Consider the following 13,736-nt stretch of genomic DNA (forward strand, 5'->3'; position numbering starts at 1 on the left):
TGCTGTTCGTCGGCTGCTTCCTGGAGCCCACGGCCGCCATCACCATCCTGGTGCCCATTCTGTTGCCGATCACAGCGCAACTGGGCATTGACCCGGTGCACTTCGGGCTGGTGATGGTGCTGAATCTGATGATCGGCCTTCTGCACCCGCCTATGGGAATGGTACTGTTCGTGTTGGCCCGGGTAGCCAATCTTTCGGTGGAACGAACCACGATGGCGATATTGCCCTGGCTGGTGCCATTGCTATTGAGCCTGGGCATCATCACCTACTTCCCCGCTGCGGTACTCTGGCTGCCCAAGATGTTCTACTAACGACCTCCTCCGAAGCGCCTGCGGCGCCTCCCCCTCGAGGGGGCGCCATCTGCGGCCCGGCAGAGCCGGTTCCGCGCTGACACTTGTAAAGAGCCCACGATGACCCCCTTCATAAGATTGCATCCTGCCGACGACGTCCTGATTGCCCGTGCCCAGCTGGTGGGCGGCACGCAGGTTGAAAACGTCACCGTGCGCGGCCTGATCCCTGCCGGCCACAAAATCGCCACGCGCGCGCTTGCCGAGGGCGAGCCGGTTCGGCGCTACAACCAGATCATTGGGTTTGCCAGCAAGGCTATCGCACCCGGCGAGCACGTGCACACGCACAACCTGAACATGGGCCCGGACAAAGGCGACTTCGCACGCGACTACGCTTTCGGCGCGGATGTGAAACCAGCGCCCGCCAAACGTGAAGCCACCTTCATGGGCATCAAGCGGCCCGACGGCCGCGTGGCCACGCGCAATTACATCGGCATCTTGTCCAGCGTGAATTGCTCGGCCACGGCTGCACGCGCCATTTCGGATCATTTCTCGCGCCAGAACAATCCCTCTGCGCTCAAGGACTTCCCCAACGTCGACGGCGTGGTGGCGCTGACGCACGGCACCGGCTGCGGCATGGACTCGGACGGTTTGGGCCTGCAGATTTTGCAACGCACGCTGACGGGCTACGCCACGCACCCCAACTTTGCCGGTGTGCTGGTGGTGGGCCTGGGTTGCGAGTCCAACCAGATCAACGCCTGGCTGGCCCACGGCAGCCTGCGTGAAGGTGAAACCCTGCGCGTCTTCAGCATCCAGGACACCGGAGGCACGGCCAAAACCGTGGCCAAGGGCATTGCGATGATCAAGGAAATGCTGCCCGAGGCCAACAAGGTCAAACGCGAACCCTGCAGCGCCGCGCACATCACCATCGGCCTGCAATGCGGCGGATCCGACGGTTACTCGGGCGTCAGCGCCAACCCGGCACTGGGCGCTGCGGTGGACTTGCTGGTGGCCCACGGCGGCACCGCCATCCTCAGCGAAACACCCGAAATTTATGGCGCCGAGCATTTGCTCACGCGACGCGCCGTGCGACCCGACATCGCTGAAAAACTGATCTCGCGCATCAAGTGGTGGGAACATTACACCGAGATCAATGAAGGCGAGATGAACAACAACCCTTCGCCTGGCAACAAGGCTGGCGGCCTCACCACCATCCTGGAAAAGTCGCTCGGTGCAGTGGCCAAGGGCGGCACTTCCAACCTGGAAGCGGTGTATGAGTACGCCGAGCCCGTGGACGCCCACGGTTTTGTCTACATGGACACGCCGGGCTATGACCCCGTGAGCGCCACGGGCCAGGTGGCCGGTGGTGCCAACATCATCTGCTTTACCACCGGCCGTGGCTCAGCCTACGGCTGCGCGCCCTCGCCCTCGCTCAAGCTGGCCACCAACTCGGCACTGTGGAAGCGGCAGGAAGAAGACATGGATATCAACTGCGGCGAGATCATCGACGGCGGTGTGTCGGTGCAGGAGATGGGGCAGCGCATTTTTGACATGGTGCTGGCCACTGCATCCGGCGAGCCCAGCAAAAGCGAGAAACACGGCTACGGGCAAAACGAGTTTGTGCCCTGGCAAGTCGGCGCGGTGATGTAAAGACATTTATATGCAAAAAGTGCTTCCAGCCCAATACCTGCGTGCGCAAGCAGCTAGCATTTTCATAGCATCCGGCAGCACCGCTGCTGAAGCGGAAAAGGTGGCCTCCAACCTGGTCATGGCCAACCTGAGCGGCCATGACTCCCACGGCATAGGCATGCTTCCGCGCTACGTCGATGCGGTGCTTGAAGGTGGCCTGACGCCCAACGCCAGCGTCAAAACGCTGCTCGACGCGGGCTCGCTGCTCAGCCTTAACGGCCAGCGCGGCTACGGCCAGGTGATCGGCGAGCAGGCAATGGCGCTGGGCATGGCGCGCGCCAAAACCCACGGCAGCTGCATCATGGCGCTGGCGGAGTCTCATCACCTGGGTCGCATCGGCCATTTCGCCGAAATGGCAGTCGCCCAAGGGCTGGTGTCGCTGCATTTTGTGAACGTGATGACACGGCCGGTCGTCGCCGCCTGGGGCGGTGCGGACGGGCGCTACGGTACCAATCCTTGCTGCATCGGCATACCGCTCAAAGACCAGCCGCCCTTCATTCTTGACTTCGCGACGAGCCGTGTGGCACAAGGGAAGATGCGCGTGGCCCACAACCAGGGCAAGTCCGTGCAGCCGGGTTTGCTGATCGACGAACACGGCCAGCCCACCACCGACCCTGGCGTGGTGGTGGTGCCGCAGGCAAACGGTTTCTTCGGCGCGCTCATGCCGTTTGGCGAACACAAGGGCTACGGCCTGGCGGTGGCGTGCGAACTGCTGGGCGGCGCGCTCACCGGCGGCGGCACCTGGCACCACCCCACGGTCAGCACACGTGCGGTCTACAACAGCATGCTCACCATCCTGATCGACCCGGGCAAGCTGGGCACCCAGTCAGCGCTGGAATCCGAGGCGCTGGCCTTTGTGGAGTGGTTGCGCCAAAGCCCACCGGCCGACGGTGTGGATGCTGTACAAATCGCAGGGGAACCTGAACGCCGTGCGCGGACGCAACGCGAGCGCGATGGCATCGAAATTGACGCCAGCACCTGGGAAGAAATCGTGGCTGCCGCCGGCAAGGTGGGCCTCAGCCTTTAACGGCCCCGCGTTGCAAGGCCGCTCAAGGGCAACTCGGGGGCAATTCAAGGGAGATTGAGCTCCCTGACTGCGCCCAACAGCCCCAACGCCTGTGTGCGCTCCAGCCAGTGCGCCACGCGCGAAACCCAGCGCGGGTCTCTCGGCAATTCGGTGCCCCAGATCGCGCCGGCACCCAGCAGCGCGCCAACGGTGGCCGCCACATCGCCGCGATGTTTTTTGGCGATGTCCTGCAGCGTTTGCGCCAGCGGGTCATTCATTGTGTAGGGCTTGCCGGCTTCGTCCTCGCCCAGGCAATAACCCATCCATGCAGCGGCGGCCAGCGCCAGATGCTCGACCTTGCCGCCACGGGCCAGCTGCGCCACCACCGACGGCACCCAGCGCTGCGGGATCTTCTGTGAGTTGTCAGTGGCGATCTGGTGCACGCTGTGCTTGAGCGCAGGGTTGGCGAACCGCTCCAGCAAAGCGTCGCGGTAGGCCGCAGCGTCAGGGCGTACAAGGTGGGGCATGACCTCCTGCGTCATCAGGCCGTGCACAAAGCGGTGAAGGTCGGGCTGGGCGATGCATTCGTGCACCGTGGGCAAGCCCAGCACCGCACCCATGCAGGCCATGGCCGAATGGCTGCCGTTGAGCATGTAGAGCTTGGCCTGCTCGAAAGGCCTGACGTCGGCCACCACATTCACACCGGCCGAGGCGAGCACCTCTGCATCCGCGGGGTCGGCAAAGCGGTCTTCAATCACCCACTCCCAAAAGCCTTCGGTGCCGACCGCGCATTGGTCGGTGACGCCTAACGCTTCTGCAGCCTCCTGCAAACGCTCGGGCGTGGCGGCCGGAACAATCCGGTCGACCATGCTGTTGGGGAAGGCGCAGTTTTCTTCTACCCAGTCCGCGAGTGCCGCGTCGTGGCTGCGCGCCGTGTCCAGGCAAAGCTTTTGCAGTTTGCCGCCGTTGTCGGTGAGGTTGTCGCACGAAGCGATCGTCAGCCCATCACCGCCAGCCTTGCGGCGTGCGGCCAGGCCCTTAAGCAGCAGCGTTGCAAGCTCCGGGCCGTAGCCCTTCTCCGTCACCGTCAGCGTGATCCATCGCGTGGAAGGCGCGGCGATGGCCTGCACCACCTGCTCAGGCTCTCGCGCCGCCACACAGGTGCCGAGCACCGAGCCCACCACCTGCCAGCTGCGGCCGGCGTGGCTGTTGATTTGCACGGAGTAAAGCCCTTGCTGCTGCGCCAGCGCATCGGCGAGTTGCGTGGAACGCATGGCCACGCCCAGCACACCCCAGGGTTCGGGCCGGTGCGCCATCAGCGCATCAAACACCACGGCCTGGTGGGCCCGGTGAAAAGCGCCCAAACCCAGGTGAACCACGCCGATGCGGGAAGGGTTTCGGTCAAAGAGGGGAATCGTGATGCCGCGTTCGGCCAAGGCGGGCAGCGCCGCCGGAATGAGTTCTTGCATGGCGCCATCTTAGGGAGCGTAGACGGGCGATTTTGTAGTGGTAAACCACAATACCAATAATTGGTATGCCATCAATAATTTGGTCCAACCACTTTAGATTTATGAACACCCCTGCCGTCAAAACCCCCAATGCCCCAGAGGTAGTGCTGCCCGCAGCCAACACGGACCGGTCTTACCAGAGGCTGGCTGCGCAGGTCCTGGAGCTGATAGGACAGGGCGAATTCGCCTCAGGCGCGCGCCTGCCGTCAGAGCGGGCGCTGGCCGAGCGTTTTGACGTGAGCCGCACCTCGGTGCGCGAGGCCATCATTGCGCTGGAGCTTCAAGGCGCCGTCGAAGTGCGCGGCGGCTCCGGCATTTATGTGGCCCAGTTGCCGGCCATACGCCCGCCGGTGTTCATGCCGCAAACCGGGCCCGGGCCTTTTGAGGTGCTGCGCGCCCGCTGCCTGATTGAATCGGAAATCGCTTCAGTGGCCGCCGTCACCCGCCAGGATGCCGACCTCGACCGCATCTTTGCCGCACTGGCCGCCATGCGGGAGCACATGGACGACAAGCTCGCCAACGAATCGGCCGACCGGCTGTTTCACCTGCGCATTGCAGAAGCCACCGGCAACAGCGTGCTGCTGCAGATGGTCACCGCGTTGTGGGACCACGCACGCGGGCCGCTGTGGTCGCAGATGGAAGCGCACTTTCATTCCCCTGCATTGCGTGCAGCCTCTCAGGAAGACCACCAGCGCGTGTTCAGCGCATTGCTGGCGCGCGATGCCGAAGGCGCGAGGGTCGCGATGCGCGCGCACCTCGAACGCGTAATCAGCGAGTTCGCCCAAGCCTGGAGATGACTGTGGCCCCCACGCTTTTCGCTTCGCGTCATGCGCGAGGCCTTGCAGGCCGCGACTCGCGAGACGCTTCGCCTCTGTCGCCTGTCCAAGCCTGCACAGGCAGGCTTGGAGCCGCAGGCTCCAGCCCCTCGGGGGCCGCCCGCCTGTGGACCGGCAAGGCCGGTTCCACGGCTCATGCCGGGTTAAGTCCAGCGTCTTGCGCGGGCCAGCGGTACTGAGAGTTTTGCAACGACAAATCACCAACCCGCGCCGGGGAAACGGCGCATTACAACCAGGAGACAAAGCATGAAACACCCTTCACTCATCCGCCGGCAGGTACCGGCACTCATTGCCGGCCTGCTCATGGCAGCCGGCGTAGGCCAGGCTTTTGCCCAGGCCGTACCGGCGCCCGGCACCAGTGCGCGCATTGACGCGATCAAGAAAGCCGGTGTGCTGCGTGCCGCCGTGCTGTCCAACCCGCCCTGGCTGGTCGAGAACACCACGGGTTCGGGCGACGCCTGGGCCGGCCCGGCGTGGATTCTGGCCAACGAATATGCGCGCCTGCTGGGCGTGAAGCTGCAACCTGTGCCGGTCTCGCATGAGACCAAGGTGCCGGTGCTGGCCTCCAACCAGGCCGACATGACGATCTCGCCGCTGTCTGTCACGCCTGAGCGCCTGAAAGTCGTGGACTTCGTGACCTACTCGGCCACGGCGTTGTGCATGTTCGGCCGTGCCGACAACCCGAAGGTGGCCAAGGCCAAATCGATTGACGAGTTCAACAGCCCCGACATCACCGTGGCGTATTTCACCGGCGGCGGTGAAGAGAACTGGGTCAAAAAGCGCTTTCCCAACGCCAAGCTGCGCGGTGTATCGACCGCCGGCTCGGCCGCACCCGTGGAAGAAATCATGGCCAAGCGCGCCGACGTGACGCCGATCAACCGGGTGCCATGGGTCGCGCTGAACCGCAAGGTCAAAGGCCTGAAGGCGCTGCCCGACGGCAACAACTGCCAAAGCAGTACCGAGCAGCCCGTGCCCATCGGCCTGGCCATCGACAAGAACCAGCCCGAGTACTTCAACTGGCTCAAGGCCGTGAACGAAACGATGAAGCCCAAGCTCGAAGCGGACGAAATCCGCGTCATCGGCACGATGTAAACCCGCGCGGCCGGGTGCGGCCCACAGGCTGCACCCGGCCCCGCCTTGCGAGACAGACCCGTCCCCATGGAACTTGATTTTTCACCCCTGCTCGACAGCTGGCAGTACCTGCTGGGCGGCCTGGGGCTCACATTGCTGCTGTCGTTGCTGACCGCTGCCGGCAGCCTGGTGCTGGGTACCGCACTCGGCCTGGGCCGCGTCTACGGCAAGGCCTGGCTGCGCATTCCGATTGTTTTTTACATCGACACGCAGCGCGCCATTCCCGTGCTGGTGATTCTGGTGTGGTTTTATTTCGCGGTGCCCATCCTGACGGGCATCAGCTTTCACCCTTTCTGGGCTGCGTTGATGGCGCTGACGCTGCACATCGCCGCCTATGTGGCCGAGATCGTGCGCGCCGGCATCGAGTCCATACGCCCCGGCCAGGTGCGCGCCGCGCTGGCGCTCGGCATGTCGCGTGCGCAGATTGTGCGGAAAGTGGTGCTGCCGCAAGCGTTGGTGCGCATGCTGCCTTCTTTCGGCTCCATCCTTTCCATCACCATCAAGGACACGGCCATTGCCGCGGTGATCGCCGTGCCCGAACTCATGAAGCGCGCCGAAACCATTGCCGGCCAAAGCTATCGGCCGATTGAGGTGTTCACGACGGTGATGGTGATCTATTTCATCATCCTCTTCCCCGGCTCGCGGTTGATAGACCGTCTCTACCAGCGCGTGGCGCACCTAGGGCGTTCATGAATCTCGACTGGAACATCGTCTGGGAGCACCGCTGGGACCTGGCGCATGGCGCCGGGCTGACGGTGCTGCTCACCGTGTTGACCATGCTGGCGGCAGTGCCGGCCGGCATCGTGCTGGCGCTGATGCGGCTGTCGCGTTCGCGCATCCTGTCTACTGCGGCGCTGTGGTTTGTGGAGTTCTTTCGCAACCTGCCGCTGATCCTGGTCGTGTACTGGGCGTTTTATGTAATGCCGGTGTTTTTGCACATCGAGTTCTCGGCTTTCACCACCGGCCTGATCGCGCTGTGCCTGAACGTCTCGGCCTACAACGCCGAGACCTTTCGCGCCGGCATCAACTCCATCCGCAAGGGCCAGATGGAAGCGGCGATTGCCGTGGGCATGAGCCGCTGGCAGGCGATGCGACAAATCATCATCCCGCAGGCCTGGCGGCGCGTGCTGCCGGTGCTGGCGAGTACCTGGGTGTCGCTTTTCAAAGATACCTCGCTGGTGTCCGTGATCGCGGTGGGAGAGCTTGCGCACGTGGCACTGCAGATCCGCTCGTCGAGCTTTCGCGTGCTGGAAATGCTCACCGCGATGGCGGTCATCTACTGGTTGATGGGTTATCCGCAGGCCAAGCTGGTCGACTGGATTCACAAACGATTCGAGGTCAAGGAATGAACGGCGACAACATGACGACAAGCACCGCAGCCCAGGGTGAGCGCCGCGGCGCCCACCTGCCGCCGGTGGTGGTGTATGACAACGTGCGCAAGCTGTATGGCGATTTTGTCGCCATCGACGGCGTGTCGGTGCAGGTCAACAAGGGCGAAGTGATGTGCCTGATCGGGCCGTCGGGCTCTGGCAAGTCGACCCTGCTTCGCTGCACCAATGCACTGGAGGTGGTGGACGGCGGGCGTGTGCTGTTTGACGGCGTGCCGCTGCCGACCGACGAAACCGAGGCGCGAAAAGTGCGACGCCGTATGGGCATGGTGTTCCAGAACTTCGAGCTGTTTCCGCACAAGAGCGCGCTCGACAACGTGGCGATAGGCCCCGTCACCGTGCTGGGCATGAGCGAAACCGAGGCGCGCGCCCGCGCGATGAAACTGCTCGAAAAAGTGGGCTTGGCCGACAAGGCGAACAACTTCCCGAGCGGCCTTTCAGGCGGCCAGCAGCAGCGGGTGGCGATTGCGCGCGCGCTGGCGATGGAGCCCGAGGTCATGCTGTTTGACGAGCCGACCTCGGCGCTGGACCCGGAAACCATCGGCGAGGTGCTCAACGTGATGAAGCGCCTGGCCGACGAGGGCATGACCATGGTCGTTGTGACGCATGAAATGGCTTTTGCCCAACGTGTGGCGAACTGGGTGGTGGTGTTCGACCACGGCAAGGTCGTCGAGCAGGGCCCACCCGGCCAGATTTTCGAAAACCCCACACAGGAGCGCACGCGCGACTTCCTCGGGCATCTGGGCTGGAGTGGCTAGGGCGGCCAGGGCGGCTAGCGCCGGCGCATTCCCTTCCGCAAAACATCTTTCACCCCAACAGAACAGACCGGGACTTCCGGAGCCTTCATGAAAATAACCAACGCACGTGTCATCGTCTGCAGCCCCGGCCGCAATTTCGTCACCCTCAAGATCGAAACCGACGAGGGCCTGACCGGCATCGGCGATGCAACGCTCAACGGGCGCGAACTGGCGGTTGTGAGCTACCTGACCGAACACGTCATTCCCTGCCTGATTGGCCGAGACGCACACCAGATCGAGGACATCTGGCAGTACCTCTACAAAGGCGCCTACTGGCGGCGCGGCCCGGTGACCATGAGCGCGATTGCCGCGGTGGACACGGCCCTCTGGGACATCAAGGCCAAGGCCGCCAACATGCCGCTGTACCAGCTGCTTGGCGGGCGCAGCCGCAACGGCGTGATGGTCTACGGCCACGCCAACGGCAGCGATATCGGCCACACCGTCGATGAAGTGCTGCGCTACAAGGAAATGGGCTACCAGGCGATACGCGCGCAAAGCGGCGTGCCGGGCCTGGAAAAAGTCTACGGCGTGGGCAAGGGCAGCATGTTTTACGAGCCGGCCGACGCCAGCCTGCCCAGCGAGCATGACTGGAGCAGCGAAAAATACTTGCTGCACACACCGAAACTGTTCGACGCGGTGCGTCAGGCCGTGGGGCCGGACATTCACTTGCTGCACGACGCACACCACCGCCTGACGCCCATCGAGGCGGGCCGGCTGGGCAAGTCGCTGGAGCCTTATCACCTGTTCTGGCTGGAGGACGCGACGCCGGCCGAAAACCAGGAGGCTTTTCGCCTGATCCGCCAGCACACCGCCACGCCGCTGGCGGTGGGCGAAATCTTCAACACCATCTGGGACTGCAAGGATTTGATCCAGAACCAGCTGATCGACTACATCCGCGCGACGGTGGTGCACGCCGGTGGCATCACGCACCTGCGGCGCATCGCGGACTTTGCCTCGATGTACCAGGTGCGCACCGGCTGCCACGGTGCGACAGACCTGTCACCCGTCTGCATGGGCGCGGCGCTGCACTTTGACACCTGGGTGCCCAATTTCGGCGTGCAGGAGTACATGCGCCACACCGAGCAGACCGACGAGGTCTTCCCGCACAGCTACCGCTTTGACAAGGGCTTTATGCACTGCGGCGAAACGGCGGGCCACGGCGTGGAGATCGACGAAAAACTGGCCGCCAAATACCCCTACCAGCGCGCCTACCTGCCGGTGAACCGGCTGCAGCATGACGGCACTCTCTGGAATTGGTGAATAGGCTCACCCCTGCTGGCGCTCACTTCGTGTAGCGCCCCCTCCCCTTGCAGGGGACGGCGCCTGCGGCCGGGCAAAGCCCGTTCCGCGGCACCTGCTGGTACTGTTTTGCTGACGCTCGAACGGGTTTGACGCTCTGGCTGCGCATCAACGCCTTTTCAAAGCGAATGGCAAACAGGCAAGAAATTTGAACGGAATCGGCCTCTGGCCTAATAAGGACGAGCGCAAGCAGCTACTGATTTGATAGCAAACGCCGCAGACGGGGGCCGGCTTGTTTCAGGCCAGGATGGTTGCCAGGCTGGCTTCGAGGTGTTCCGATGGCAGGCGTTTGAAACCTGAGCGGGCAAAACGCTGCAGGCGTCCCACCATGAAAGCGACGATGACCGAGGCACGCACCTGGGCATCGACCGTGGGTGTGGCCGCGCCGCTGGCGGCGGCCGCGTCGCGCAGGCTTTGCTTCAGGCTGGACTCCAGCTTGTCGAAAAACTGGTTCATACGCTCTTGCAGGCGGTCGTTTTCAAACACCAGTGCATCGCCCACCATGACGCGCGTCATGCCGGGGTTCTTTTCGGCGAATTGCAGGATCATGACGACCAGCTTGCGGGTGCGGGCCGAATGGTCAGGTTCGCGTTCGCCGATCTGGTTGATCAGCGTGAAGACGCTTTGCTCAATGAATTCGATCAGGCCTTCAAACATCTGGGCCTTGCTGGCGAAATGGCGGTAAAGGGCCGCCTCGCTGACATCCAGCCTGGCCGCCAGGGCCGAGGTGGTGATGCGTTCAGCGCCGGGTTGCTCCAGCATGGTCGCCAGCGCCTGCAGAATCTGCACCCTTCGCTCCCCCGGTTTGGGCCGCTTGCGCACTGCGGGCTCGGCGGGCGTGGCATTCGGGCTCAATTCGGGTGCAGACGCTAAGTCGGACATAGGCGATGGGAAGTATGAAATGTTTCAAAAAACCGGGAATCGTTGCAATTGATTCTCGCACAGGCAGTTGGCAGTTCAGCGCTTCCAGCGCCTCGCTTTTATCCCGTGAGGCGTAGGCGCAACGTTCTGTTCCATAACAGCAAGCGCTTACTGTGGTGGCCGAGCTACAAACTCAATCGAACCCGTAATCCGAAGGGTCCGGCGGGGCCGATCGCGGTATCGCTCAGTTCCAGCTGTGAATGGTGGACCCGGGCGATTTCATTGGCAATCGCCAGCCCCAGGCCATTGCCCTCGCCGACCGTACCCTGGACACGGTAAAACCGCTGCAGCGCCATGCCTCGCTCATGCGGTGCAATGCCCGGGCCATCGTCTTCCACCTCCAGAAAAACGCCCCAGCGGCCCTGGCCAGCGCCCACCCCTTCGTGGGTGCCCCCGCCCGCCGTCGCCTCTGGCGAGGCCACCGGCCCGCAGCGGATGGTGACCGTTCCGCCTGGCGGCGTGTATTTGACGGCATTGTCCACAAGGTTGCCCAGCAGCTCGCGCAGCAGCCACTCATAACCGCTGACCTGCGCGGGCCGGGCTTCCAGCCCCAGGTCGATGCCCTTGCGGGTGGCGGCATCCAGGTGCAGCGGCAAGATCGACTCACACAGGTCTTTCAGGTCGACCCGCTGCGTGGGCTGCGAAGCAGTGGCTGAAGCATCAGCCCGTGAAAGCGCCAGCAGCTGGTTGGCCAGTTGCGAGGTTCGCCGCGTGGCATTGCGCAGTTTGATGATCTTGTCGGCCGATAGCGTGACGGCGCCATCTGAGCCCGACGCTTGCGCCACCTTGGCGGCCTGCGCCCAGGCTTCGACCTGCGCCTGCAGCCCCGCCAGGGGGGTGCGCAACTGGTGGGCGGCGTCGGCCACAAAACGGCGCTGCCCCTCGGCCTGATCGTTCACCAGGTCAAAGAGACGATTCAAGGCCGTGACGAGCGGCTGGACCTCGGCCGGCGTGGCCAGCGGGTCAATCGCGCTCAGGTCGCGCGGGCTGCGGCGTTCCACCGCGTCCTTGAGTTCGATCAGGGGCTTGAGCGCGCGCGTCACCGCCCAGTTGACCGCGAACCCGGCAGCCACGACCAGAATCAAATTGGGCAGAAGGACTTTGAACAGCACGGACCGCACCCATTGCTGGCGCGGGTCCGATCCGTCCGCCAGCTGGACGATCAGCTCACCTGCCCTCGTCTTGGTGCGTTGCGCGGCGATCCGGTAGGTCACGCCGTTGTATTCGATGCTGTGGAATTCGGGCTCATGCGTGGCCGGCAGCAACTCGGGGATCCAGGCCTCACCGGCCAGAAAATCGCCCTCCGCATCGGCAAGGCGAAACCCCGCGAAACCGGGGCGGCCTTTGAGGAAATCATCGATCGCGGGAGCGAGCAGCATCACGGGCGCCTTTTCCGGTGCAACACCCGGTGCCACCACCGAATCAGCCAGCAGGGGAATCAGCCGCAGCAGCTGCTGGTCTTTTTGCAGGGCGACGTTGCCGGCTGTCTGGTAGTCAAAGTAAATGCTTACCAGCGCGAAAGTCCCCAGCGGAAAAAGCAGCAGGAGCAGCAGCCTGCGTTGCAGGCCCGACTTCATGGCGGTGGGCACCAGGCGGCTGCTGCCGGCGCGCGCCGCCAGGGCACAGAAACGGGCTTTCAGGCGAACGGCCCAGGAGCGGCCGGAAGGATTCACGCCCGCACCGCCTTATTCGGCGCCGGCGCCGGACGGTATTCCTGGCGCCAGGTCCATCAGCTCAAGCCGATAGCCGAAGCCGCGAATGGAGCGCACCGCGATGCCGTGCGGCTCCAGCTTGCCGCGCAGGCGCGAGATATACACCTCAATGGCATTGGGCGTGATTTCCTTGTCCCAGCCGGTCATGGCCTGCAACAGCTTGTCTTTGCTCGCCGGCTTGGGCGCATTGATCAGCAAATACTCCATCACTGTCCATTCGCGCGGGCCGAGCTCTATCAGCTGGCCATTGGCGCGAGCCTCGCGGTTGGCGGTGTCCAGCTCCAGCGCCCCAAAGCTCAACGTAGCGCTGGTGGCAGCCTGGGACCGGCGCAGCAGCGCGCGCAGCCGCGCCAGCAATTCGGGTAGCTCAAAGGGTTTGACCATGTAGTCATCGGCGCCCAGGTCCAGCCCCTGAACCCGGTCCTGCAGGGCGTCGCGAGCAGTGAGAATCAGCACCGGCATGGCCATGCCGCTGCGGCGCAGGCGGCGTGTCAGTTCCAGCCCGTCAATGCGCGGCAAGCCAATATCGATGATGGCCGCGTCGAAGGTCTCGCCCTGCAGCACTTCCTCGGCGCGCTCAGCGCTGCCGACCCAGTCGACGGCGTAACCGGCATCACTGAGCCCCAGCTTGATGCCGCTGGCCACCATCACATCGTCTTCAACCAGTAAGAGTCGCATCACGAATTTTCCGTTTTGCCATCCATGCCCATGACCGGCCCTGGCGCTGGGCCATTAAAGCCGGGAGCCGCAGCCTGAACTTGTTGTTTTAGCTTGTTGTTTAGGTCCGCCCGCCAGCGAGTCTGACAGAGTGGCACTGTCGCCACCCTGACGACAGAGGGATGACCCTCAGATGCTATTGTTTTTATAGCTGCTTGCGCCCGCTGCGAAAGGGCTTCAAGCCAATTACATCAAAAAAACGCCCGAGGTGGCCGTGAAGCACCTCGCGGCAATCACCGTCGGGCTCAGTGCGAACGGATCATGGTGCCGTAGGCCTGGTCGGTCAGAATCTCCAGCAGCATGGCGTGCGGTACCCGCCCATCAATGATGTGGACCGAATTCACGCCACTCTTGGCGGCGTCCAGTGCGCCTTCAATTTTGGGCAACATACCGCCCGAAATGGTCCCATCGGCAAACAGTTCGTCAATTTCGCGGGCGCTCAAGT

The 13,736-nt window shown here is 63.6% G+C and carries 13 protein-coding genes and 1 pseudogene; 9 read left to right on the top strand and 5 right to left on the bottom strand.

Annotated elements, in window-relative coordinates; translation table 11 throughout:
• From ABI546_RS17910 to ABI546_RS17920, 3 genes are all read left to right on the top strand, one after another.
• Positions 1-311, top strand: a 311-nt coding sequence (locus ABI546_RS17910; RefSeq protein WP_348048718.1) for a TRAP transporter large permease subunit, incomplete at its 5' end; no start/stop codon positions are given.
• Between the two features lie 99 nt (positions 312-410).
• Entirely contained in the window at positions 411-1,937 is a 1,527-nt protein-coding gene (locus tag ABI546_RS17915) for an altronate dehydratase family protein (protein WP_348048720.1), read from the top strand.
• A 10-nt stretch (positions 1,938-1,947) separates the two neighbouring features.
• Complete coding sequence (locus tag ABI546_RS17920) at positions 1,948-3,003, top strand: malate/lactate/ureidoglycolate dehydrogenase (RefSeq protein WP_348048722.1); 1,056 nt, start codon at positions 1,948-1,950, stop codon at positions 3,001-3,003.
• Between the two features lie 44 nt (positions 3,004-3,047).
• Here ABI546_RS17920 and ABI546_RS17925 read toward each other — a convergent pair whose 3' ends face one another.
• Positions 3,048-4,451, bottom strand: coding sequence for a mannitol dehydrogenase family protein (locus tag ABI546_RS17925; protein WP_348048724.1), 1,404 nt, complete (start codon positions 4,449-4,451; stop codon positions 3,048-3,050).
• Positions 4,452-4,552: 101 nt separating this feature from the next.
• Between ABI546_RS17925 and ABI546_RS17930 the strand changes: the two genes are divergently transcribed.
• The 6 genes from ABI546_RS17930 (at position 4,553) to manD (ending at position 9,902) form a co-directional block, all read left to right on the top strand.
• A complete protein-coding gene (locus ABI546_RS17930) occupies positions 4,553-5,287 on the top strand; it encodes a FadR/GntR family transcriptional regulator (protein WP_348048726.1) in 735 nt (244 codons plus the stop codon).
• Positions 5,288-5,572: 285 nt separating this feature from the next.
• On the top strand, positions 5,573-6,418 hold the full coding sequence (locus tag ABI546_RS17935; protein WP_348048728.1) for a transporter substrate-binding domain-containing protein: 846 nt from the start codon (positions 5,573-5,575) through the stop codon (positions 6,416-6,418).
• A 66-nt stretch (positions 6,419-6,484) separates the two neighbouring features.
• Entirely contained in the window at positions 6,485-7,150 is a 666-nt protein-coding gene (locus ABI546_RS17940; protein ID WP_348048730.1) for an amino acid ABC transporter permease, read from the top strand.
• Entirely contained in the window at positions 7,147-7,806 is a 660-nt protein-coding gene (locus tag ABI546_RS17945) for an amino acid ABC transporter permease (protein ID WP_348048732.1), read from the top strand. Before ABI546_RS17940 ends, ABI546_RS17945 begins: the two co-directional genes overlap by 4 nt.
• A gap of 11 nt (positions 7,807-7,817) precedes the next feature.
• Positions 7,818-8,603 carry an amino acid ABC transporter ATP-binding protein gene (locus ABI546_RS17950; RefSeq protein ID WP_348048734.1) on the top strand — a complete coding sequence of 262 codons (786 nt, stop codon included), beginning with the start codon at positions 7,818-7,820 and terminating at the stop codon, positions 8,601-8,603.
• Positions 8,604-8,690: 87 nt separating this feature from the next.
• On the top strand, positions 8,691-9,902 hold the full coding sequence (gene manD / locus ABI546_RS17955) for a D-mannonate dehydratase ManD (RefSeq protein ID WP_348048736.1): 1,212 nt from the start codon (positions 8,691-8,693) through the stop codon (positions 9,900-9,902).
• Positions 9,903-10,178: 276 nt separating this feature from the next.
• Here the strand turns inward: manD and slmA are convergent, their stop codons facing one another.
• The 4 genes and pseudogenes from slmA to ABI546_RS17975 all read right to left on the bottom strand — a co-directional run.
• Positions 10,179-10,823, bottom strand: a complete 645-nt coding sequence (gene slmA / locus ABI546_RS17960) for a nucleoid occlusion factor SlmA (RefSeq protein WP_348048738.1) — start codon at positions 10,821-10,823, stop codon at positions 10,179-10,181.
• Between the two features lie 164 nt (positions 10,824-10,987).
• A complete protein-coding gene (locus ABI546_RS17965) occupies positions 10,988-12,439 on the bottom strand; it encodes an ATP-binding protein (RefSeq protein WP_348048743.1) in 1,452 nt (483 codons plus the stop codon).
• Positions 12,440-12,547: 108 nt separating this feature from the next.
• Positions 12,548-13,252: a response regulator transcription factor gene (locus ABI546_RS17970; RefSeq protein WP_348048740.1), complete on the bottom strand. Its 705-nt coding sequence runs from the start codon at positions 13,250-13,252 to the stop codon at positions 12,548-12,550.
• A gap of 284 nt (positions 13,253-13,536) precedes the next feature.
• Positions 13,537-13,736 (bottom strand): annotated as a pseudogene (locus tag ABI546_RS17975) (acetylglutamate kinase); the annotation flags it as partial.

It is taken from the genome of Polaromonas sp. (assembly GCF_039932935.1).
Classification (GTDB): domain Bacteria; phylum Pseudomonadota; class Gammaproteobacteria; order Burkholderiales; family Burkholderiaceae_C; genus Polaromonas.